This window comes from Streptomyces sp. NPDC007856 (assembly GCF_042868225.1).
Lineage (GTDB): Bacteria > Actinomycetota > Actinomycetes > Streptomycetales > Streptomycetaceae > Streptomyces.
Genome location: NZ_JBIAEC010000004.1, coordinates 32,469 through 55,360 on the forward strand (window position 1 = coordinate 32,469; position 22,892 = coordinate 55,360).

18 protein-coding genes and 1 pseudogene are annotated in these 22,892 nt (G+C 70.6%); 7 read left to right on the forward strand and 12 right to left on the reverse strand.

Annotated elements, in window-relative coordinates:
- Window positions 1–68: 68 nt before the first annotated feature.
- From ACFYOH_RS11505 to ACFYOH_RS11545, 9 genes and pseudogenes are all read right to left on the reverse strand, one after another.
- Complete coding sequence (locus tag ACFYOH_RS11505; RefSeq protein ID WP_388623972.1) at window positions 69–1,436, reverse strand: nucleobase:cation symporter-2 family protein; 1,368 nt, start codon at window positions 1,434–1,436, stop codon at window positions 69–71.
- 846 nt (window positions 1,437–2,282) lie between these two features.
- Complete coding sequence (locus ACFYOH_RS11510) at window positions 2,283–3,668, reverse strand: 8-oxoguanine deaminase (protein ID WP_388623975.1); 1,386 nt, start codon at window positions 3,666–3,668, stop codon at window positions 2,283–2,285.
- Window positions 3,669–3,737: 69 nt separating this feature from the next.
- A pseudogene (locus ACFYOH_RS11515) lies at window positions 3,738–3,902 on the reverse strand (purine permease); the annotation flags it as partial.
- Window positions 3,903–4,044: 142 nt separating this feature from the next.
- Window positions 4,045–4,968 carry a factor-independent urate hydroxylase gene (gene pucL, locus ACFYOH_RS11520; RefSeq protein WP_388623978.1) on the reverse strand — a complete coding sequence of 308 codons (924 nt, stop codon included), beginning with the start codon at window positions 4,966–4,968 and terminating at the stop codon, window positions 4,045–4,047.
- A gap of 5 nt (window positions 4,969–4,973) precedes the next feature.
- Window positions 4,974–5,369: a hydroxyisourate hydrolase gene (gene uraH / locus ACFYOH_RS11525; RefSeq protein ID WP_388623981.1), complete on the reverse strand. Its 396-nt coding sequence runs from the start codon at window positions 5,367–5,369 to the stop codon at window positions 4,974–4,976.
- A 4-nt stretch (window positions 5,370–5,373) separates the two neighbouring features.
- Window positions 5,374–5,886 carry a 2-oxo-4-hydroxy-4-carboxy-5-ureidoimidazoline decarboxylase gene (gene uraD / locus ACFYOH_RS11530; RefSeq protein WP_388623983.1) on the reverse strand — a complete coding sequence of 171 codons (513 nt, stop codon included), beginning with the start codon at window positions 5,884–5,886 and terminating at the stop codon, window positions 5,374–5,376.
- 127 nt (window positions 5,887–6,013) lie between these two features.
- Window positions 6,014–6,382, reverse strand: a complete 369-nt coding sequence (locus ACFYOH_RS11535; RefSeq protein WP_388623986.1) for a helix-turn-helix domain-containing protein — start codon at window positions 6,380–6,382, stop codon at window positions 6,014–6,016.
- Window positions 6,379–6,627: a hypothetical protein gene (locus ACFYOH_RS11540; protein WP_388623988.1), complete on the reverse strand. Its 249-nt coding sequence runs from the start codon at window positions 6,625–6,627 to the stop codon at window positions 6,379–6,381. The genes ACFYOH_RS11535 and ACFYOH_RS11540 overlap by 4 nt, the downstream gene beginning before the upstream one ends.
- A 258-nt stretch (window positions 6,628–6,885) precedes the next feature.
- The gene (locus tag ACFYOH_RS11545) at window positions 6,886–8,091 is read right to left on the reverse strand and encodes a hypothetical protein (RefSeq protein ID WP_388623991.1); all 1,206 of its coding nucleotides are present in this window, start codon (window positions 8,089–8,091) and stop codon (window positions 6,886–6,888) included.
- Between the two features lie 293 nt (window positions 8,092–8,384).
- Here ACFYOH_RS11545 and ACFYOH_RS11550 point away from each other — a divergent pair, with 293 nt between their 5' ends.
- Complete coding sequence (locus ACFYOH_RS11550) at window positions 8,385–9,998, forward strand: glycosyltransferase family 2 protein (protein ID WP_388623994.1); 1,614 nt, start codon at window positions 8,385–8,387, stop codon at window positions 9,996–9,998.
- Window positions 9,999–10,010: 12 nt separating this feature from the next.
- On the opposite strand, the gene ACFYOH_RS11555 is transcribed toward ACFYOH_RS11550, so the two are convergent.
- The 3 genes from ACFYOH_RS11555 to ACFYOH_RS11565 all read right to left on the reverse strand — a co-directional run bounded on the left by ACFYOH_RS11555 (window position 10,011) and on the right by ACFYOH_RS11565 (window position 15,731).
- On the reverse strand, window positions 10,011–12,239 hold the full coding sequence (locus ACFYOH_RS11555) for a CDP-glycerol glycerophosphotransferase family protein (protein WP_388623996.1): 2,229 nt from the start codon (window positions 12,237–12,239) through the stop codon (window positions 10,011–10,013).
- A 54-nt stretch (window positions 12,240–12,293) separates the two neighbouring features.
- The gene (locus ACFYOH_RS11560) at window positions 12,294–13,106 is read right to left on the reverse strand and encodes a hypothetical protein (RefSeq protein ID WP_388623999.1); all 813 of its coding nucleotides are present in this window, start codon (window positions 13,104–13,106) and stop codon (window positions 12,294–12,296) included.
- A gap of 105 nt (window positions 13,107–13,211) precedes the next feature.
- A complete protein-coding gene (locus ACFYOH_RS11565) occupies window positions 13,212–15,731 on the reverse strand; it encodes a transglycosylase domain-containing protein (protein ID WP_388624002.1) in 2,520 nt (839 codons plus the stop codon).
- Between the two features lie 601 nt (window positions 15,732–16,332).
- On the opposite strand from ACFYOH_RS11565, the gene ACFYOH_RS11570 reads away from it, so the two are divergent.
- The 6 genes from ACFYOH_RS11570 to ACFYOH_RS11595 all read left to right on the forward strand — a co-directional run bounded on the left by ACFYOH_RS11570 (window position 16,333) and on the right by ACFYOH_RS11595 (window position 22,889).
- The gene (locus ACFYOH_RS11570) at window positions 16,333–17,649 is read left to right on the forward strand and encodes a hypothetical protein (RefSeq protein ID WP_388624005.1); all 1,317 of its coding nucleotides are present in this window, start codon (window positions 16,333–16,335) and stop codon (window positions 17,647–17,649) included.
- 205 nt (window positions 17,650–17,854) lie between these two features.
- Window positions 17,855–18,877: a lytic transglycosylase domain-containing protein gene (locus ACFYOH_RS11575; RefSeq protein WP_388624943.1), complete on the forward strand. Its 1,023-nt coding sequence runs from the start codon at window positions 17,855–17,857 to the stop codon at window positions 18,875–18,877.
- 53 nt (window positions 18,878–18,930) lie between these two features.
- Complete coding sequence (locus tag ACFYOH_RS11580) at window positions 18,931–19,989, forward strand: sigma-70 family RNA polymerase sigma factor (protein WP_388624007.1); 1,059 nt, start codon at window positions 18,931–18,933, stop codon at window positions 19,987–19,989.
- Between the two features lie 384 nt (window positions 19,990–20,373).
- Window positions 20,374–21,303 carry an ABC transporter ATP-binding protein gene (locus ACFYOH_RS11585; protein WP_388624010.1) on the forward strand — a complete coding sequence of 310 codons (930 nt, stop codon included), beginning with the start codon at window positions 20,374–20,376 and terminating at the stop codon, window positions 21,301–21,303.
- Window positions 21,300–22,070: an ABC transporter permease gene (locus ACFYOH_RS11590; protein ID WP_023545776.1), complete on the forward strand. Its 771-nt coding sequence runs from the start codon at window positions 21,300–21,302 to the stop codon at window positions 22,068–22,070. The genes ACFYOH_RS11585 and ACFYOH_RS11590 overlap by 4 nt, the downstream gene beginning before the upstream one ends.
- 3 nt (window positions 22,071–22,073) lie before the next feature.
- Window positions 22,074–22,889, forward strand: a complete 816-nt coding sequence (locus ACFYOH_RS11595) for an MlaE family ABC transporter permease (protein ID WP_388624013.1) — start codon at window positions 22,074–22,076, stop codon at window positions 22,887–22,889.
- Window positions 22,890–22,892: the final 3 nt, after the last annotated feature.

Consider the following 22,892-nt stretch of genomic DNA (forward strand, 5'->3'; position numbering starts at 1 on the left):
AAGACTGCCGCACACATCCGTGCGGGGCACGGCGATCGCCGTGCCCCGCACGGATGTTCAGCGGGTGTTCAGTGGGTGGGCGTGAGTTCCTGCCCCGCCTCCATCGGGTGCGTGACGTCCTCCGCCTCCTTGCCCTTGCCGATGTGGTTGAAGAGGAGGTTGAGGACGACGGCCGACACACAGCCGGTGGAGATGCCGGAGTCCAGCACGATCTTCGCGGTGTCGGGGAAGGCATGGTAGAAGTCCGGTGCGGTGATCGGGACGATGCCGACCGCGAGGGAGACGGCGACGATGAGGACGTTGTTGTCCTTCTCCAGGCCGGCCCGGACCAGGGTCTGGATGCCGCTCGCGGCGACCGAGCCGAACAGGACGACGCCGGCGCCGCCGAGGACCGGGCGGGGCACGACCGCGATGAGGGAGGCGGCCATCGGGCACAGGCCCATCAGGACGAGGAAGCCGCCGCCGACGGCGACGACGAAGCGGCTGCGGATCCTCGTCATGGCGACGAGGCCGATGTTCTGCGCGAAGGCGCTGCACATGAAGCCGTTGAACAGCGGGCTGAGGGCGGAGCCGAGGGTGTCGGCGCGCAGGCCGGCCGCGATGGTCTTCTCGTCCGCGGGGCGTTCGACGATCTCACCGAGCGCCAGCATGTCGGCGGTGGACTCCGTCATGGAGACGACCATCACCACGCACATCGACAGGATCGCCGCGATGTGGAAGGTGGGGGTGCCGAAGTGGAAGGGGGTCGGGAAGCCCACGACGGCGGCGTGGGCGACCGGGCTGAAGTCGGTCACGCCGAAGGGGATCGCGATGAGTGTGCCGAGGACCAGGCCGAGCAGGACCGCGATCTGTTTGACGAAGCCGCGGGTGAACCGGCGCACCAGCAACACGATGAGGAGGGTGATGCCGGCCAGGGAGAGGTTGGTCATCGAGCCGTAGTCGTGCGCGGCCGAGTTCGGTCCCTGGGCCCAGCCGAACGCGACCGGGAGCAGGGAGACGCCGATCAGGGTGATGACCGAGCCGGTGACGACGGGCGGGAAGAAGCGGATCGCCTTGCTGAAGAAGGGGGCCGCTATGAAGCCGAGGAGGCCGGCCACGATGACCGCGCCGAAGATCATCGGCAGGGCGTAGGACTTGTCCTTGGCGGACGCCACGATCGCCGTCATGGGGGCGACACCGGCGAAGGTGACGCCGTTGACGAAGGGCAGACGGGCGCCGATCTTCCAGAAACCTAGGGTCTGCAGGAAGGTGGCGAGCCCGGCGGTGAACAGACAGGCTCCGGTGAGGAAGGTGAGGTCTTTGCCGGACAGCCCTACGGCCGCGCCGACGATCAGGGGTGGGGCGACGACTCCCGCGTACATGGCGGCCACGTGCTGCAGGCCGCTGGTCGCCATTTTGAGGGCGGGGAGTTTCTCGTCAACAGGATGGGCGGCCACGGCGGCTCCTCCGAGCGGCTAACACGTCTTTGTCGACGTGGGTTTCATGGAGGTGGTGCGAGTGGTCGTGCGGGACCAGGACGGGGTCGAGCGGTGACCGTCTCCGGGGCGCGTGCGTCCACACGCACCCCGGAGACGGCTGCCGTGGACCCCGCTCGGGTCCACGGACCCCGGTCGAGAGCCGTCCCTCCCGACCGGAGCGTCCCGGCGATCCGCCCACAGGGGCGACCACCGCGTCTTCAGGCGGGCCACCCCGCGAGAGGTGACCGCCGTGGTGTCCGGCAGACCGGCCGCATGACCCGGTCCGCCGAGATCCCCGGCAAGCCGCCCGTGTGGGGCGACCTGCCAAGTCCTCCAGCACACCGCCCGTGTGGGCGACTAGCGAAGTCCTCCGGCGAGCGCCCCTACGAGGCGACCGCCAAGCCTTCCGGCGGGCCACCCCGCGAGAGGTGACCGCCGTGGTGTCCGGCAGACCGGCCGCATGACCCGGTCCGCCGAGATCCCCGGCAAGCCGCCCGTGTGGGGCGACCTGCCAAGTCCTCCAGCACACCGCCCGTGTGGGCGACTAGCGAAGTCCTCCGGCGAGCGCCCCTACGAGGCGACCGCCAAGCCTTCCGGCGGGCCACCCCGCGAGAGGTGACCGCCGTGGTGTCCGGCAGACCGGCCGCAGGTCCGGTCCGCCGAGGGTGGTGGCGCGTCGGCTGTGGGGCCGCCGGCCGGGGGCCTCGGCGGACCGCCCGTACGGGGCGACCGCCAGGTTTGTCGGCGGGCCGCTGGGGGCGGTCGCCGAAGGTGTGCGGTGGGCCGGGCGTAGGCGGGGCCGGCCCACCGGCGTATGGGTGGGGATCAGGGCTGGGCCGCGATCCGGGCGAGGCGCTGGGCCTCCTCGCGGGTGCTGCGGGCGATGGCGTCCTCGTCGACGGTGGTCAGGCGGCCGTCCGTGACGATCTGCCGACCATTGACGAAGGACGCGGTGACCGGCGCCGCCGCGCCGAAGACCAGTGCGGTCACCGGGTCGGCGATGGACGCGTGGGCCAGGGTGTCCATCTTCCACAGCACCACGTCGGCCAGCTTGCCCGGCTCCAGCGAGCCGATCTGGTCGGCCCGGCCTAGGACCTGCGCGCCGCCGTAGGTGCCGAGCCTGAGCGCCTGGCGGGCGTTCAGCGCGGCCTCGCGGTGGGCACCGAGCCGGTTGATCAGCAGGGCGTTGCGCAGCTCGGTGTGGAGTTCGCCGGACTCGTTGGAGGCGGTGCCGTCGACGCCGAGGCCGACCGGGACGCCGGCGGCCAGCATGTCGGGGACACGGGCGATGCCGGCCGCGAGGCGGGCGTTGGAGGACGGGCAGTGGGCCACACCGGTCCTCGTCCGGGCGAACGCGGCGATGTCGGAGTCGTTCATGTGGACGCAGTGCGCCATCCACACGTCCGCACCGAGCCAGCCCGTGGACTCGAAGTAGTCCGTCGGGCCCATGCCGAACAGCTCGTGGCAGAACTTCTCCTCCTCCACGGTCTCCGAGCCATGGGTGTGCAGCCGTACACCCAGCCGACGCGCCAACTCCGCACCCTGCTTGAGGAGTTCGGTCGACACCGAGAACGGCGAGCAGGGGGCCACGGCCACCTGGGTCATGGCGTCGAAGGAGGCGTCGTGGTGCTCGCGCACCGTCTCCTCGGTCGCCGCGAGCGCGCCCTCCAGCGTCTCCACGGCGAAGTCCGGCGGCAGGCCGCCGTCCTTCACGCTGCGGTCCATCGAGCCGCGGGCCAGCGTGAAGCGGACGCCCATCTCGGCGGCGGCCCGGATGATCGAGCCGGACAGGTCGCCGGAGCCGTGCGGGAAGACGTAGTGGTGGTCCATCGCGGTGGTGACACCGCCGCGGGCCATCATGGCGAGGGAACCCTGTGCGGCCGCGTACGTCATCTGCTCGTCGATGCGTGCCCAGGTGGGGTACAGCGCGACCAGCCAGTTGAACAGGTTGTGGTCGGTGGCGAGGCCGCGGGTGATCCACTGGTAGAAGTGGTGGTGGGTGTTGACCAGACCGGGCGTGGCCAGATGGCCGCGTCCGTCGATCCGGCGCACCACGTTCTCAAGGCCCTCGGGGGCCTGGCCCGCGCCGACCGACTCGATGCGGTTGCCGGCGAGGACCAGGTGCCCGGAGGCGTATTCGGTGTCGCCCGTGTCCACGGTCGCGATCGCGCAGTTCTCGATGACGATCCGCTGGGCTGCCGATGGTGCCATCGTGCTTCCTTGTCTGTCAGTGGCGGTCCGTGGGCGGAGAGGTGTCCACGGGGAGGGCACGGCAGGACCCTAGGAGGATTTGAGTGCCGGGGCCGGATGGCGGCTCCGGGTGCCGAGATGGTGCAAGAACAGGTTGAGCAGGACCGCGACGAGCGCGCCGGCGCTGATGCCGGAGCCGAGCACGGTCTGCGCCCAGGCCGGGAAGCCGGCGTGGAAGGTCGGTGCGGTCACCGGGCGCACGGACCCGACCGTGTCCTCGGTGTGCACCGGCGGGGTGGAACAAAGAGCGTGGGCCGGCCCCTTCGCAGGCTGTGCCATGGTGTTCCCTCCGGTGTGGCGTGCCCCCGGCCGGCGGACCGGGGACACGCGTCCCGCGTCAGAGGTTGGTCATGTCGACCGGGATCCTCGGCTCACAGCCGTCCCGGAGGATGGTCGCCTCGATCAGGCCGTAGGGCCGGTCGGCGGCGAAGTAGACCTCGTTGTCGTTCTTGAGCCCGAAGGGCTCCAGGTCGACCAGGAAGTGGTGCTTGTTCGGCAGCGAGAAGCGGACCTCGTCGATCTCGCTGCGGTTGTTGATGATGCGCGCACCCATCTGGTACAGCGTCTGCTGCAGGGAGAGGGAGTAGGTCTCGGCGAAGGCCTGGAGCATGTGCTTCTTGACCTGCTCGTAGGACTTCTCCCAGTTGGGCATCTTCTGCTCGTCGTCGGTCCAGTTGAACCGCCAGCGGCCGGAGACCGAGGTCGCCAGGATCCGGTCGTACGCCTCCTGCAGGGTGGTGTACCTGTCCTTGACGTAGCCCCAGAATTCAGAGTTCGTCGAGTTCATGACCGTCAGGTCCTTCAGGCCGGAGACGACCTCCCACTTCTCACCGTCGTAGGTGACCTGGGTGAGCCGGGTCTCCTGGCCCTTCTTCACGAACGAGTGCTTGACCTCGTCCGCGCCGATGAACCTGGAGTTGGCGTCGGAGGTCTCGATCCGCTCCCAGGCGTACTCCTCGATGCGGATCCGGGCGCGGTGGATCGGCTCCTGCGAGGTGACGAAGTGGCGGGCGAGGTGGATGCCGAACTGCTCGGCGGACTCGATGCCGTACTCCTTGGCGAACGCGAACACCGTGTTCTTGGTGGTGTCGGTCGGCAGGACGTTGGCGTTGGAGCCGGAGTAGTGGACCTCGTCCATGTCACCGCTCAGGGCGACGGAGACGTTGAGGTCCTTGATGTGGTGGGTGGCGCCGTCCCGCGTGATCTTTACGACTCGGTTCTCGGCCTTGCCGTACTGGTTCTGACCCAGGATCGTGGGCATTTCTGCTAGCTCCCTCGGTAAACGGAGTAGCCGAACGGGTTGAGCAGCAGCGGTACGTGGTAGTGCTCGCCCGGTACGACGGCGAACGTGATCGCCACCTCCGGGAAGAACACGGCCGGTCCGCTGTCCCGATTCGCGGGGGCGTCCTGCTGCGCATCGGCTTGCTTCTTCTCGAAATACGGCTCCACAGCGAAGTCGAGCCGTACGTGTGTGGTCCCCTCCGGCAGTGCCGGCAGGTCCTTGCACCGGCCGTCGGCGTCGGTCGCGGAGCCGCCGAGCGCCTGCCAGTCCGCGCCGCGCCCGGCGCGGGCGGAGAGCTGGACGGCGACGCCCTCGGCGGGGCGGCCGATCGAGGTGTCCAGGATGTGGGTGGACACGGAGGCGGTGGTGCTGGTGCTCATGGTGTCAGGCGTCCTCTTCGACGAGTCGGGCCAGTCGGATGCGGTTGATCTTGCCCAGCTCGGTGCGTACGATCTCCCGCTCCTGCTCCGGTGCGTTGCCGATCCGCTCCTTGACCGCGTCGCGCATCTGCTCACCGGTGCGGCCGGTGGCGCAGATCAGGAACACATGGCCGAACTTCTCCTGGTAGGCCAGGTTGAGTTCGAGCATCTCGGCCTTGAGGTCCTCGGACGCGCCGGCCATGCCGCGCTGTTCGCGGGCGGAGGTCGGGTCCCCGGGCCTGGGGCGCCCGATCGGCGGGTGCCCGGCCATCGCCTCCTCCAGGTCCGCGGTGCCGAGCGCGGCCATGGCGGCGTCACTGGCGGCGTAGAGCGCGTCGGGGGTGGCGTAGGGGCGGGCGGCGAGCAGTCGCCGGGCCCACTCGGTGGAGGCACACGCCTCGTGGAGGGCGGCGAGGGCCGCGCGCTCCTCCAGGTCGTTGAACCGGGCCAGGCCCGGGGGCGTGGAAGTCGAAGTCACGGGAGCCTCCGTGGCCGGTTTCGGCCTTCGTGCTGAACGGGCTGCGAACAGCTAACGCCCTCCGAAACACGGCGTCAACACTTTGTTGAAAATTCGGCCGCGCCGCTACGGAGCCCGTGGCGCCGGCTCAGTCGCCCTTCTCCCGGTTGAGGTAGTTGTAGACCGTGAAGCGGCTGACCCCGAGCGCGCTCGCCACGGTTTCCACACCGTGCCGCACGGCGAAGGCGCCGCGCGCCTCCAGTACCCGTACGACCTCCTGTTTCGCCTTGCGGTCCAGGTCGGCCAGCGGCCGGCCCCGTCTGCGCTCCATGGCGGCCAGGATGTGGTCGAGGGAGTCGGCGAGCTGGGGCAGGCGTACGGCGACGACGTCGACGCCCTCCCAGGCGAGGACGACGTCCTCGGCGCCGGCCTCGTCGGGCGGGATCATCTCCCCGCCCATGGCGTCGACCAGCGGTTTCACGGCCGCGATGAAGGGCTCGTCGCCGGTGCCGGTCATTCGCCCGCTCCGATCACGTTGACCTGCAGCGAGATCCGGGTGGCACCGGCTTCCAGGGACTTGCGCAGCAGCGCCGACACGGCGGTCAGCACCGCGTCGGCGCCGCCCTCCGCCGTGTTGCCGAAGGGACCGACATCCACCGCGTCCAGCTCTGCCGCCTCGATCACCTCGCGGGCCGCCAGCGCATGCGCGGGCGCCTCGTCCAGGTCGAAGGGCTCGGTCGTGAACTCCACTCTCAATCGCATTAAGCCCCCAAAGCACCCGTCTGACCTGCGCCTTTACCCCGAGCTACGCCGCAACCACGATGCACCGCAGGCCGATCGATTTCACGGCGACGGAGCCGGTTCGCCCGTCACGAGGCGACCATAACCGACCAGCGCACGCCTCCGCGCTCAACAAGGAGATCCGCCGGCCGCAACCGGCCGAGCAGAACGACGACCGAGTCGGAAACCTGACCGCCCCGGCGCAGGGGGTGCGTCGGGGCGGTCCGTGATCGTGGTTGGTCAGCCGAGTGAGGTGAGGAGGGTGTTGAGTGCCTTGACCTCGGTGGCCTTGTCGGGGTTCGGGGCGCGCAGCGCCTTCAGGACCTGGTCGATCTCGCTGTCGAGGAAGTGCCAGGACTGCTCGCTCTTCGGCTCGAGGGTGGGCTGGCCGTCGTCCCAGGCGGTCTCGAGGTCGGTCACGCGGGTGGTCGCGGCGGACTGGTTGCCCGCATTGAGCTTTGCCAGGGTGTCGGCCGTGATCGTGCGGAACTTCGCGATCTCAGCCGGAGGGAACGGTGACGTCGCCTGCTTCGGGGTGAGGTGGGCGGTCACAGGTGCGGGGCTGTCGGCCTCGCTGGCCGCGGCCGCGTGGGGCTGCTGGTGTGCCCAGATGAGAAGCGCCGCGGTGGCGACCGCTACGACGCCGTAGTAACCGAGCATGATCCGCTCGCGCGCCGGGTTCGGCGTCCGTGGGGTGTGGGTCATGTCCTGGGTCTCGATGACATCGCTGCGGCTGAGCGTGAGGTACACGACGGTGGCGAGGATCGCGGCCAGGAAGATCACGCTGGTCACGGCGGTGCCGAGGCCCAGGCCGCCGTCGCCGCTGGGCGAGCCGAGCCAGTCGCCGAGGTTGGCGCCGAGCGGGCGGGTGAGGATGTAGGCCAGCCAGAAGGAGAGCACCGCGTTGGCGCCGAGGCGCCATGCGAGGACGATCGCGACGATCAGCCCGAGAGGCAGGAGCACGGAGACGCCCGGGGTCCAGCCGGTCAGGTCCAGGGTCCAGTCGCCGGTCGCGGTGCCGAGGGCAAAGGTGACCAGGACCGCGAGCCAGTAGAAGAGTTCACGCGGACGGGTGGTGATGGTGTGGACCGACAGGGTCCGCTCGCGGGCGTACCAGATCCCGAAGACCACGGCGAGGACGACGGCGAACACGCTGCTGCTCAGCGCGAGGGGAACGCCCTGGCTGTCGGTGAGGATGTCGGTGTAGAGGGTACCGGTCACGCTCACCACCACGACGGTGAGCCAGTACACGAACGGGATGTAGCGCTTGGTGGTGAGCTGCCAGCCCAGGACGCCCGCCAGAACGACGGTGAAGATCAATGCGGTGTTGATCAGGCCGACGCCGAGGTTCATATTGATCCAGTCGGCGAAGCTCTCGCCGACCGTGGTGCACAGGATCTTGATGATCCAGAACCAGATCGTGACCTCGGGAACCTTGTTCAGCATGTGCCTGGCAGGCGTCCGAAGACTCTCGGGCGTCGTCGCAGTTGTCATGTATCCCTCACATAGAACGAGCGGCAGCACGGAGGGACACCCCTCGCATCTGCGGAACGGTAACTGTCTACAAAGGCGTAGACAACCTAGTCACCGGGTCATGCTTCCCGACTGTGCCAGCGGGAACCTGAACACATCCTGACTGCGACCATGTATCACTCGCCCCACTCGTGCAGCATGAGCAGCATGGCTCGAGTCACCCGGGAGCGAGGGTGCCTGTCACGACCGCACGAACAGGAGCAGAGTTGTCCAGCGCGCAAGACGGGGCGGTTACGGTGGTGGTCATCGCCTACAACGACGCGGAGCACGTCGCGGAGGCGGTGGCCTCGGCTCTCGCCCAGGGCGATCCGGTCGGCGAGGTCGTCGTCGTGGACGACGCTTCCACCGACGACACACCTCACGTACTGGAACGGCTCGCGGCCACCGAGCCGCGCGTGCGCGTCGTACGCCGCGCGGTCAACAGCGGCGGCTGCGGCACCCCGCGCAACGACGGTATCGACGCGGCCCGCCACCCGTGGCTCGTCTTCCTCGACAGCGACGACGTGCTTCCGCCGAAGGCCGTGGACACGCTGCTCGCCGTCGCACGCCGGCATGGCGCCGATGTGACGGCGGGCCTGTGCGTTCGGCGCGAGCTGCCCGGCGGACGTGAGATCCCCTGGCAGGAGCGGTTGTTCACGACGGAGTCGGTGCACGAGGGGGTGGCCGGGCGCCCGCAGACGCTGTGGGACACGCTGTCGGTGAACAAGATCTACCGCCGTGACTTCCTGCTGTCCCGGCGGATCCGTTTCCCCGACGGCGCGGCACACTACGAGGACTTCGTGTTCACCGCCCGTGTCTACGCGGCCGGCCCGCGTTTCGCCGTCACTCCCGAAACCGTCTACGTCTGGCATGTGCGCTATGGCACCGGCCGGGCCTCGATCTCGCTGCGCCGGGACCGGATCCAGAACTGGCAGGACCGGGTCACCGCCCATCAGCAGGTGCTGGAGATCATGCGGGACAGCGGCGACCAGGATCTGCTGATCGCCGCGCAGACGAAATTCCTCGAGTTCGATCTCGCCGTCTACCTGAGCGAACTGCCGCAGCGTACGCCGGAGTACCAGGACCTCTGGTGGCGGATCGCCCGCGAGCACGTGGGCGCCTTCGACGCGGAGGCCGTGCGCCGGGCCACTCCCGCTGCCCGTTGGCGCACTGGGGTGCTGCTCGGACGCGAGCGGGAGGCCGTGGACATCGGGCGGCTGGCCGAGCTGGCGGCCGACCCGCCGCGGCTGACGCCGCCGTACGCCGGTGACGCGCGGCGACCGCTGTGGGACGAGGCGGATTCCGCCCCCGGGGGACCGGACGCGATCGTGCTCGACGGTCTCGACGACGCCCCTGTCGCACTGCTGCCCTTCCACGTCGTCGGGAACGTGGGTACGGGTCGCCGGCTCGTGCTCGAACTGCGACTGGCCGACCTCTACGGCAGGACCGCGCACGCCGGCCCGGTGCGGGCGACCGTCGAGTTGCGGCACCGGGTGACGGGCGCGGCACACCGGTACGAGGCCGAGTGGGAAGCCGAGCCGGGCGGAGAGGGCTGGCGTGCCGTCGTCGCCGCGGACGTGGCGGCGCTCTGTGCAGGCGGCGCGATCACCACCTGGGATGCCTGGGTGACCCTGACCTTCCGGGACGGCGAGTCCGCCACGAGGCCGCTTCGCGCGGGATCCGGCCTCAGACGGCTGGTGCGGATGGGGCGTCGGGGACGGGTGCTGCTGCTCCAGCCGTACGCCACCAACAGCGGCTGCCTCGCCGTGCGCGTCGCGGACGGCCTTTCCGGGGTGCGCCGCGTGGTCGCGGGACGGGTCGCCCGCCGCGTGCGGAGCTGAGCGGCGACGAGGTCAACTGCCCGCCTTTGCCGGCTCGTTCTTGTCGGCCCGCTCGCCCAGGAAGACACGGCGCACCACGCGTTCGGCCGCGTGCCCGTCGTCGTGGGGGCAGAAGCGTGCCCGGAATCCGGAGCGCCGCTCGGCGATGTGCGGCCCCGTGTACTCGCCGCTGAGGAAGATCTCGGCGAGTTGCTCCTGCGTGGTGGCGACCACTCCGGGCGACTCGGCGAGGAGGTCGAAGTAGACGCCTCGTGCGCGGCGGTACGTCTCCCAGTCGGGCGCGTAGATCACGATCGGCCGGTCCAGGGCGGCGTAGTCGAACATCACTGACGAGTAGTCGGTGATCAGCGCGTCGGCAGCGAGGCACAGGTCTTCGATCGACGGGTGGGACGAGACGTCCAGGACGCCCCGCGGGGGGACGGCCCGAGGGGCGTCGAAGTAGTGCGCACGCACCAGCAGGACATGGTCGTCACCGAGCTGGTCGGCGAACCGCCGCACGTCGAGCAGGGGTGCCGCCTGGTCCTGGTGGTCGCGGTGGGTGGGCGCATAGAGCACGGCGGTCTGCCCAGGGGTGATGCCCAGTTCGGCCCGGACACGGTTCACCTCGTCGAGCGAGGCGTTGACCAGCCGGTCGACGCGCGGATAGCCCGTCTCGAGCACCTCGTAGGTGCCGGGGTAGACCCTGGTGAACACCTCGGTGGTGTGCGGGTTCGGCGAGACCAGGAAGTCCCATCGCCCGCACTGCTCCACCAGCCGGCCGAAGTTCATGCCGCGTGCGGCCGCTGGGTGGTCCCGCAGGTCGGTGCCCATCTTCTTGAGGGGGGTGCCGTGCTGTGTCTGCACCAGCACCGTGCCGCGCCGCTTGGGCAGCTCATAGGGGAAGTTGACGTTGTTGACCAGGTACTTGGCCCGCGCCATGGTGCGCAGGCAGCGTGCCGAGCCGTCCACCACGTACTCCACCCCTGGCGGGATGGATCCCGTTCTGTCCTTGGCGACCACCCACACCCCGCGGACGCCCGGCGCGAGCTCGCGGGCCTTCTCGAAGACGGCCGCGGGGTTGCAGGCGTAACCGCGGTTCCAGTAGGCGGCGTAGACGGCAAGGCCGTCGTCGACGGGGAGCAGCAGACAAGCGCGGTAGTAGGCCCGCCGCAGCGCGGTTGCCACGAGCCGGGGTGCCCGCCGTGCCGTACGGCGGGCGCGGCCGAGGGCGGTACGAAGTGCGAGACGAAGCCGGTTCACCGGTTCCAGGGCCGCGTACGCGGAGTAGGCGCCCCGCTCCACCAGCCGGTACTGCAGGCCGCGCAGCCCGGACGGGTGGGCGTAGTCACGTGGCCGGAATCTCCGGAAGTGCTCCGACGCCTGCCGGAAGAAGTCGCGCCGCATGGCCTCCGGCACGAGCCCGGGGGTGGCGAGCACCGTCGTCGCGTGGCGTACGGTCCGGTCGAACACCGCCCTGCGGAAGGGCTCGGCGATCTCGGCCTCGCGGTCGATGAACGCGAAGATCCGCTCGTACTGGCCGAAGAGATCGAAGTGTTTCGGGCTGGAGGTGTTGGTGATCGCTCCCGCGCGCCCGCGCCGGTAGTGGTAGCAGATCCGGTCGAGCACGCTGAGCCGGCGCGCTGCGAGCAGGACGGGGTAGGTGACGGAGATGTCCTCGTAGTACCCGTGCCCGAACTCCAGGTTCAGGCCCAGCAGGAAGTCGCGGCGCACCACCCTGCTCCACGCGGTCATGATGAGGTCCAGGGTGCTGGGACGCTCCGCGAGCGTGAACGTCCCGGGGGCGTCCCGGAACAGATGCGCACGCGTATTGCGCTCCATGCCTCCCTCCGGGTCGAGGAGGGCGTGGTCGACGAGAAGCACGTCGGGCTCGGTTCGCTTCAGCCGCTCCGCGACCGCGGCGAGTGCCCCGTCGGCCAGCCGGTCGTCGCTGTCGACGAACCACACGTACTCGCCCCTGGCCCGGGCCAGTCCCTCGCCGCGGGCTCGGCCGAGGCCGACGTTCTGCGGCAGGTGGACCACGCGCAGCCGCTGGTCCTGGGTCGCGTACTCGTCGAGCAGGGCACCGCTGGCGTCAGGGGAACAGTCGTCCACGGCCACGACCTCGATACCCCGAAGGGACCGCGACGCCCCGAGGATCGAGTCGAGGCACTCCGGCAGATACTCCTGCACCTGGTAGACGGGCAGGACGATACTGATGAGTACCTCTTCGGACGGTTGCATGGCCCGTGTGTCGGTCGTCACCACATGGTCTCCAGTCAGGTGTCGGTGTGTATGTGTTCCATGCTCGGACCCCGGTCAGCGGATGTCGGGGTGCTCCGGTTCGGCGGCATCCCTGCGGGTGACGGGGAGGTGGACGACCAGTCCGAGGATGACCGCCAGGAACAGAGTGCCGGTCACGACGGTGCCCAGGGCGAGGCCGCCGTCGCCGGTGGGCTGGGAGAGATAATCGCCGAACGACGCGCCCAGCGGGCTGGTCAGGACGTAGGCGATCCAGAAGCTCCACACCGCGTCCAGGTCCAGCGCGCAGTGCGCGATGGCCACCGCGGCGATGGCCGCCGCGAACAGGACGGCGGACAGCCCGTGGCCGAGGGCCATGCGCTCGGACACCAGGTCACCGGCCGCGGTGCCGAGGGCGAAGGTGAACAGGACCGCCGGCCAGTAGAAGGACTCGCGGCCGGTGGTGTCGATGTGGTGGATGGACAGGGTCCGCTCGCGCCGGTACCAGACGACGAACACGACCGCGAGGACGATGGCGAAGACCGCGGTGCTCGTCACCAGCGGCACGCCCATGTCGTCGGTGAGGTTGTCGCTGATCAGCGTGCCGACGACGCTGACCAGCGCCACCGCGAGCCAGTACACGCCCGGCCGGTGGGCACCGGAGCGGAACTGGACCACCAGGACGACGGCCAGCAGGGCACTCATCAGCACCGACGCACCGGTGAGCCCGAGACCCGCCTTCTCGTCCAGCAGGTCCGCCGCGCTCTCGCCGACCGTCGTGCACAGCACCTTGATGATCCAGAAGTGGACGGTGACCTCGGGCACCTTGTTCCGACGCAGGCCGCTCCGAGCAGCGAGGGCGCGACCGGCCCCCGGAACCGCCTGGCTCACAGACACTCCATAGGTCACACTGCCCGACTATGCCACCGGGCACCTGAACGCATCCTGACTGCCGGCGCGCTTCGCCCGACCCCGCCCGAGGCTGGTACGGCGGGATCAGCGCGCCGCACCTCTGCGGATGCCGGCCTGGGCCGGTGGGCTGGTCGTGGGCGCGGGGGTGGGTGAGGTGCCACCACCGGTGGTGCCGCCGAGCAGCCCGCCGTCACCCGCACCGCCGGTGGTGCCGCCGGTCGTGGTGCCGGAGGTGTCGGTCGGACTCGGGGTGACGCAATGCTTCTTCTGCCCGTGACACGGTCCGGTGCTGCGGCTCGGTGTGACCGGTGCGGTCGGGGTGGCCGCGGGCGTGCTCCGGGTGACGGTGACCGAAGGGGTGGGTGAGGGTGCGCCGTGTTCGTCGGTGCTCTGGCCCGGTTGGGGAGCGGGCGGGAACTGCCGTACGGGCTGTCCTTCGAGGGCCGCGGTCATGTAACCCGTCCACACCTCGGTGGGCATGTCGGCGCCGAAGACCTTGGAGTAGCCGCCGACGCCCTGCATCGACTGCAGGCCCGCCTTCTTCGGGTCCTCCTTGAACATGCTGACGGCCGTGGTCAGCTGCGGGGTGTAGCCGATGAACCAGGCGGACTTGTAGTCGTCGGTCGTACCGGTCTTGCCGGCCGTCGGGCGGCCCAGGGCCTGGGCGTTCGTGCCGGTTCCGCTCTTCACGACCCCTTGCAGGACGTCGGTGACGGTGTCGGCGGTGGACGCGGGCATGGCGGTGGTGCCCTTGGGTGCGTCGAATCCGGGCAGCTCCCGGCCGTCGGCGACGACCTTGGTCACCGAGTACGGCTCGTGCTGGACACCTTCGTCGTCGAAGGTGGCGTACGCGTCGGCCATGCGGATCGCCGAGGGGGTGGAGGTGCCGATGTAGAAGCCGGGGGTGTCGTACTGAAGGCTCTTGCGCAGCAGACCCGCCTTGAGGGCCTCGGCCTCCACGTTGCTGTAGCCGACGTACTCGCCGAGCTGGACGTAGGGGGTGTTGACCGACTGCTCCATCGCCTTGCGCAGGGTGATGTAACCCCACTTCGTGGGCACGTCGTTGCGCTGGTGGAGGAGTCCGGTGGGGTCGCCGGGGTCCGGCATTTCCTGGCCCTGCTGGTTCTTGATGGTGATGCCGTCGTCACCGTTGAACTTGGAGTCCGGGGTGATCGGTGAGGCGGGCTGCCCGGGTGAGAGGACGGCGCCGTGATCGAGGGCGGCGGCCAGGTCGATGGGCTTGAAGGTGGAGCCGACCGGCACACCGGTGGCGTCGGCGTTGTCCGTCCAGTGGCCCTTGTCCCAGCCCGCGCCGCCGTACAGCGCCACGACCGCGCCCGTGGAGGGATCGATGGACGCCGCGCCGACCTGGACGTCCTTGTCGGCCGAGCGGTGTCGCGGGTCGAGGTGCTTGTGCTCCATCGCCGCGACGGACGCCGACAGCGCGTTCACCCTCTTCTTGTCGAAGGTGGTGTAGATCTGGTACCCGCCGTGGCCCAACTGCTGGTCGGTGAGGGACGTGTGGGCCTCGACGTACTTCTCCGCCGTCTGCACCAGGTAGCCGGTCTGCCCGGACATCCCCGCCGACGGCGTGTAGGGCTTGGGCGTGGGGAACCCGGCGGCGAGGTACTGCTGCTCCTGGGCGCTGGTGATCTTGTTGATCTTGACCATGCGGTCCAGCACGTACTTCCAGCGCGCCGTGGCCTGGGCCTTGGCCTGCGGGTCGGTGTCGGCGTGCATCAACAGGCTCGGTTCGTTGACCGTGGCGGCGATGAAGGCGCCCTGGCTGACGGTCAGCTGGGAGACGGGCTCGTGGTAGTAGGTGCGCGCCGCGGCCTCGATGCCGTACGCGTCGCGGCCGTAGTAGCAGCTGTTGAGATACCCCTGGAGTATCTGCTGCTTGGACATCTGGCCACCGATCTTCAGGGAGATCATGATCTCCCTGAGCTTGCGGGTGACCGACTGGTCCTGGCTGAGGTAGGTGTTCTTCACGAACTGCTGGGTGATGGTGGACCCGGACTGCACCTCGCCGCCCGTCGCCATGTGGTAGACGGCGCGGAGCATGCCCTGCATGTCGACACCGGGGTCGGTGTAGAAGGTGGCGTTCTCCGCGGCCAGGAAGTCCCACTGGACCAGCTTCGGGACCTGGGCGAGGTCGACGTTCTGCCGGTTGGTCGACCCCTGCGTGGTCATCACCGAGCCGTCCGACCAGTAGTACGTGTTGCTCTGCGCCTGGGTGCTGGGGTTCGCGCTGGGGATCGTGGTCGTGGCGTAGGCGTAGCCGAAGAGGCCCAGCAGGCCGGCCAGGAACAGCAGGAAGGTACCGGTCACCAGCTTCCACGACGGCAGCCACCGCCGCGGGCCACGCTTGCCCGCCCGCGGGTAGTCGATGAGACCGCGCCGGGCGGAGTTCCCGGCCTGCGCACGACGCATCTCCGCCCGGCCGGAGCGTCTGGCGTCCGCAGGTCGCGCGTCCGCCGCGCGGCGGCCCCGCCCGTCCCCGGCCCGGGCAGCCCTGCGCGCCGCTGCCCGGCCGCCGTGCGGCATGCCGTCCGAGCCGGACGGTCCGGTCCTCCCCGACGATCGGCGCCGGTGTTCACTCATACTCGCCACTCCTCGGCCAGGCACACGGGCTGACGCTCCTGGCAACTCCTACAAGTTGTAAGAGTAAGCCGGGTGCGCAATACGCCGGCGACCGCCCCCGCCCCGAAAACTCACGGCGGAGAATCGCGCGGGACGCGAGTGCGGGGGCCTGCCGGACGCCGACCGCACCCGACCTGAGCCCGATGCCGCCGATCCGGTCGAAGTGCCCGCCTTCAGGCTCTCGGACCGCACCGCCTGAGGCGGTGGCGAACCGCGCCGGGCCCGCGACGGTACTACCGGGGAGCCGTGCACCGGGTTGCGTGGTGCACAGGAGGGCGTGACACACTCGGCGGCACGCTGACGTCTACACGGACTGTAGACAATGAGGGGAGGGAAACCAACCCGTGAGTTCCGGGTGGCGACCATGCTGTCCCATGCTCGACCAGGGAGTGCCGGCTGGAGGAGCGGCGATGTGGCGGCGACCGTGATGCCCGACAGTGCAAGGGCCGCAAGGTCGCGAGCAAGGCGGTCACGGCAGTCCACGCCGGGAGCTGAAGCAACGCCTCGGAGAATGAGTTTGACGACCAACCATATTCACTGGGCTCTGCGTCTCACGGGCCCGATGCGGAGAATTCCCTCACCGAAGTTGATGGTCGTCGACCGGCCGACACCGCGCCCGGCGGTGTGGATGGCCGGGGCCGGTATCGCACTCTTCGCGCTGGTCGGCGCGAGCGCGCCCAACCACAACACGCTCAGGGCACCGATCCCGTGGCTCCGGCTGCCCGCCATGTCCGACACCGTCTCCCAGACGGCCACGATCGCGGCGATCGTCCTGTCCTGCTGCGGTTCGCTGGGCATGCTCAAGGCCCATGAGCAGGGCTGGAGACCTGATGCCCGGCTCCTGTTCCGGCTCGGCGCGCTGACCGCGCTCGCCGTCGCCAACCTCACCCCGGTCGGCTCCTCCGACATGGCCAGCTATGCCGCGTACGGCCGTATCGCCGCGCTCGGCGGTGACCCGTACGTGACGACTCCGGCCCGGCTGGGGGGCGCGTACGCCCACCTGGTGAGCAAGGCGTGGCGGGACACACCTTCCGTGTACGGGCCGGTGGCGACGTGGTGGCAGGGCGCCGCGGCATTCATCGGCCAGGAGCGGCCGTGGCTGACGATATGGGCGCTGATGCTCGCGAACGCCGCCGTCTTCGTGGCCACCGGGTACCTGTTGCTGCGTACCGCCGACGATCCGGTCCGCGCGGGCCTGCTGTGGAGCGTCAACCCGCTGCTGATCACCGTGCTGGTCGCGGGCGGGCACCTCGACACCCTCGTCGCGGGCCTGGCCGTCTGCGCGATCCACCTCGCCCGCAGGACGACCCGGTGGCACCACGACCTGTTCGTGGGCATGCTGGTCGGCCTTGCCTGCGGCGCGAAGATCAGTGCCTGTCTGCTGGGTGCCGGGCTGGTCTGGCCGCTGCTGCGTTCAGGCACCTGGCGACCGGCCGCCCGGCAGGCGTGCGCGGCCGCACTGACCCTGGCCGCGCTCTACGCGGTCTACGGCGCGCACGCGCTGACCCCGCTCTCAGCGGCCTCCCGACTGGTCTCCACACCGTCCTTGTGGGCGGTATTCGACCAGTTCGGCACCGCGGTCCTGGGCCCACGCGCGACTGCGTCGATCGTCAGCGTGCTGTGGCCGGTGGTGATGCTCGCGGTGGCATGGGCACTCCGCCGCCACGCCGCCCCGGACGCTCCCGCTGTCGCCGCCCTGCCGTTCGCGCTGGCCTTCGCCTGGGTCCTCGCCGCACCGTGGTCGATGCCGTGGTACACGGCTCTCGCCTGGGCCCTGGCGGCCCTGTTCAGCCAGGGCCGCGCGACTGAGTACCTCACCATGGCCACCGCCGTCCTGGCCCTTTCCCACAACAGCGGCGGCCACGGCTGGACATGGTGAGAGAGGGTGACGGCGGCGGCGCGGCGGTCGGACGCCAGCCGTCTCCCCGCTCCTCCCTCTCCCCCCACTCCGTGCGACGGACCGGCCGTCCGCCCGCGTAGAGCGGACGACGGATCCGTTTCGGGGAGGGGACTGAGCAGTGACAGCGCGCGAGCTCAAGGGAGTGTTGAGGGGTGCCAGGGGTACGGCGATCGCGGCGGTGGCGATGGCCGCGCTGACCGCGTCGCAGGCGCCGGGGGCGGTGTCGGCGCGGGTCGCGGAGTCCGCGCGGTCGGCGGCACCCGCCGCCGAGCAGGGGCCCAGCGTGTCCGGTGACACGCCCTACCGCACCGATCTGCCCCCACTGCGCACCCGTGAGCGGGCCTCGGCACAGGCCGTGCCGGGCGGCGCCCTCCCCGCGACCGTGTTCGACGCGTACCGGCGGGCCGAGGAGGAGCTGGCGCGCACCGCGCCCGGCTGCCGGCTGCGCTGGCAACTTCTGGCCGCGATCGGTCAGGTGGAGTCCGGGCAGGCGCGGGGCGGCCGGGTGACCCCGGACGGTACGACCGTGACGCCCGTCCTCGGTCCCCGGCTGACCGGCGGCGCCTTCGCCGTCGTACCGGACACCGACGGCGGCGCGTACGACGGGGACGCGGTGTACGACCGTGCGGTCGGCCCGATGCAGTTCATCCCGTCGACCTGGGCCCGCTGGGGCGCGGACGGCAACGGCGACGGGCGCGCGGACCCGAACAACGTGTACGACGCGGCGCTCGCCGCCGGCCGCTACCTGTGCGCGGGCGGCCGGGACCTGTCGAACCCCGCCGACCTGGACCGGGCGATCCTCGGCTACAACCACTCGGACGCCTATCTGCGCACGGTCCGGGCCTGGTACGCGTACTACCTGACGGGACACCGGGTGGTGCCGGACGCGCCCGCCGCGTCCGGGGCCCGGCCGGAGCCGTCCCGCCCGAAGGCTCCGGAACCCTCGCCGAGGCCGTCGGACGACCGGAGGCCGGGCCGCCCGGGTCCGTCGCGCACGCCGTCGGCACCGCCCGCCTCGCCCTCCCCCGCCCCGTCCCGTACGGTCGCTGCCCCAACGGAGTCCGGGACGCCGCCGGTTCCCGTCCCCGAACCGACTCTCACTCTGCCCGGCGGCGGTGTGCTGTCCGACACAGCCCCACTGACCACGGGCAACAGCTCGAACACGATGGGCGCCTCCCCCTCCACAACCGCGGATACCCGGCGGTAATGTCGCCACCCGCCGGGAGCACCGAACCGGCGGGTGAGCGCGAAGGGGCCCTCATGGCGACGGACATGCCTGCGGACACAGCTGCGGCCGACGAGCGCTGGCAGCGCATGTGGAGCCATCGCGAGCAGTTGCTCAAGGTGGCCCGGCGCCGCTCGATGAGCCTGGAGGACGCCGAGGACGCCGTGCACGAGGCGATGCTGCGGGCCGCGGAGCGCCCGGACCTCGACGACGAGCGGCTCGGCGCCTGGCTGACGACGGTGACCATGCGGTTGTGCGTCGACCGGTACCGGCAGGTCAACCGCGAGGCCGAGGTGGGCAGTCGCCCCACGCTCGTCGCGCCGGGCCCGGTGCCGGTCGAGGAGGTGGTGTGCGACCGGGCCGAGGCGAAGTGGCTCGCCGTGCGCAGCGGGGAGCTGCCCGCGCGGCAGGCGGAGGCGCTGCGGCTGAAGTCCGAGGACCTGGACGTGAGCCAGGTCGCGATGCGGATGGGGCTCAGCTACCGCACCGTCGAGTCGCTGCTCGCCCGGGCCCGGCGGACCCTGCGCGCCTCGCTGGCCGGCACGCTCGGGCTCGTCCTGTTCCTGTTCGGGCGCGGGCGGCTGCGCGGGAGCGGCAAGGCACAGGCGGTCGCGGCCACCTCGACGGCGGCGACCCTGGTGGTGGCGGGACTCGTGCTGCCATACGCGCTCCACGCGGGCGGAAACGGCGGCGGTCCCGCGCCCCGGCCGGCCGTGTCCGGCGACGCCCACGTCCTGCGGACCGGGGCCACGGGCCGGGAACGCGCCCCGCAGCCGCGCACGACGCCGGCCGGGGCGGCGAGGGCGGCCGGCCGGACGCCCTCGCCCACCGCGGGCACGGCCCTGCCGCTGCCGGTGTCCGTACCGTCCCTGCCGGACGTGTCCTCGTCCTCGCTCCCGGACCTGCCGGCACCGCACATCCCGCGGGTGCCCGGGGTGCCGCAGGCGCCGGGCCTGCCCACTCTGCCGGACCTGCCGACGAAGTCCCCCGCCGCCGCAGCGCCGCCACCTCCCCCACCCCCGGCCCCGCCAACCGCTCCACTCCCCGCCTCCGCCCCGACACCCTCAGGCACGCCCTCGCCACACCTGCCCTAGCGCCCGTACACGCCCCCGGAAAGACGGCGAAGCCCGCACCCACCGCGCCGTCGCCTCCCCACCCCCGGCCCCGCCAACCGCTCCACTCCCCGCCTCCGCCCCGACACCCTCAGGCACGCCCTCGCCACACCTGCCCTAGCACCCAGACACGCCCCAGAAAAACGACGAAGCCCGCCGCCGCCACGCCGTCGCCTCCCCACCCCCGGCCCCGCCAACCGCTCCACTCCCCGCCTCCGCCCCGACACCCTCAGGCACGCCCTCGCCGCAGCTGCCGTAGCGCCCCGTACACACCCCGGAAAAAATTCGGGGTCGCCGCGACGGACGCCCCGCCCCTCCCCGTAGAGCAGGTGTCGCAGCTGCTTCCCGGGCGAAGGGTGGAACCGGATGGGTGTCGAGATCTGTGTGGAAGGGCTGAGCAAGTCCTTCGGTCACCAGGTCATCTGGGAGGACGTCTCGCTGACGCTGCCCGCCGGGGAGGTCTCGGTGATGCTCGGGCCGTCCGGGACGGGCAAGTCGGTGTTCCTCAAGACGCTCGTCGGACTGCTGAAGCCTGAGCACGGCTCGGTGCGGGTCGCGGGCCGGGACGTCACCCGGCTGCGCGAACGCGACCTGTACGAGGTGCGGAAGTTGTTCGGCGTGCTGTTCCAGGACGGCGCGCTGTTCGGCTCCATGGACCTGTACGACAACATCGCCTTTCCGCTGCGCGAGCACACCCGCAAGTCCGAGAGCGAGATCAGGCGGATCGTGCTCGGGAAGATGGAGATGGTCGGGCTGATCGGCGCCGAGAAGAAGCTGCCCGGCGAGATCTCCGGCGGTATGCGCAAGCGGGCCGGGCTCGCCCGCGCCCTGGTCCTCGACCCGGAGATCATCCTGTTCGACGAGCCGGACTCGGGTCTGGACCCGGTGCGTGTGGCCTATCTCAACCAGCTCATCGTCGACCTCAACGCACAGACGGACGCGACCTTCCTGATCGTCACCCACGACATCGCCTCCGCCCGGCAGGTCCCCGACAACATCGGGCTGCTCTTCCGGCGTGAACTGGTCATGTTCGGGCCCCGCGAGCAACTGCTGACCAGCGACGAGCCGGTCGTACGGCAGTTCCTGAACGGCCGGATGCAGGGGCCGATCGGCATGGCGGAGGAGAAGGACGCGGCCCAGGTCGAGCAGGAACTGGCCCAGATGGACGAGCCCGGGTCGGCCGAGGGCCTGACCCCTCGCCTGCTGCCGAGCCCCGGCATCGCCCGCCCGCCCCGCTGGGAGGCGATCGCGCGCCGGGAGGCCGAGCTGCACGGGACGGGGGTGACGGGCGGATGAGCCTCTCCCCGACCGGTGCCCTCAGGCACTCCGGCAACCTGTTCGCGATGGCGCTGGACGTCGTCCGCACGCTGCCCCGACGGCCCTTCCAGGCACGGGAGTTCATCCAGCAGGCGTGGTTCGTGGCGAGCGTGACGATCCTGCCGACGGCGCTGGTCTCGATCCCGTTCGGGGCGGTCATCGCGCTGCAGATCGGCAGCCTGACCCGGCAGCTCGGCGCCCAGTCGTTCTCGGGCGCCGCGTCCGTGCTCGCCGTGCTGCGCGAGGCCTCGCCGATCGTCACCGCGCTGCTGATCGCGGGCGCGGGCGGTACGGCGATCTGCGCGGATCTCGGGGCGCGGAAGATCCGGGACGAGATCGACGCGATGCAGGTGCTCGGCATCGACCCGATCCACCGGCTCGTCGTTCCGCGTGTGCTGGCGTCCATGGTCGTGGCCGTGCTCCTCAACGGCCTCGTCTCGGTGGTCGGCGTCGCGGGCGGCTATTTCTTCAACGTCATCCTCCAGCACGGCACCCCCGGCGCCTACCTGGCGTCCTTCACCACCCTCGCCCAGCTGTCCGACCTGTGGGCGGCCGAGATCAAGGCGCTGGTGTTCGGGGCCATCGCGGCGATCGTCGCCTCGTACAAGGGGCTGACGGCGAAGGGCGGGCCGAAGGGCGTCGGCGACGCCGTCAACCAGTCCGTGGTCATCACCTTCATGTTGCTGTTCGTGACCAACTTCGTGATGACCGCCGTGTACTTCCAGGTCGTCCCGCAGAGGGGTTAGCCAATGAGACTTCTCGACCGCCCCTTGCGCTCACTCGAAGAGCTGGGCACCCAACTCTCCTTCTACGGCCGCTCGCTCGCGTGGACCGGCCGCACCCTGCGCCGCTACAAGAAGGAGATCCTGCGGCTGCTCGCCGAGGTCAGCTTCGGACGCGGTGCACTCGCCGTCGTCGGCGGCACGGTCGGCGTGATCGCCTTCCTGTCCTTCTTCACCGGCACCGAGGTCGGCCTCCAGGGCTACGCGGCCCTGAACCAGCTCGGCACCTCCAACTTCGTGGCGTTCCTGTCGGCGTACTTCAACACCCGGGAGATCGCCCCGCTGGTGGCCGGACTCGCCCTGTCCGCGACGGTCGGCGCCGGGTTCACCGCACAGCTCGGCGCGATGCGGATCAGCGAGGAGACCGACGCGCTGGAGGTGATGGGCGTGCCGTCGCTGCCGTTCCTGGTGACGACCCGGATGATCGCCGGCTTCGTCGCGGTGATCCCGCTGTACGTGATCGGGCTGCTGTCGTCCTACTTCGCCGCGCGAACCATCACCACCGGCTACTACGGGCAGTCGACGGGTACCTACGACCACTACTTCCAGCAGTACCTGCCGCCGGTGGACGTGCTCTGGTCCTTCGGCAAGGTGATCGTCTTCGCGGTGCTGATCATCCTGGTGCACTGCTACTACGGCTACCACGCGAGCGGCGGTCCGGCGGGCGTCGGGGTCGCGGTGGGCCGGGCGGTGCGGACGTCCATCGTCGCCATCAACGTCCTGGACTTCTTCCTGAGCCTCGCGATCTGGGGGGCCAGCACGACCGTACGGATCGCGGGGTGAACC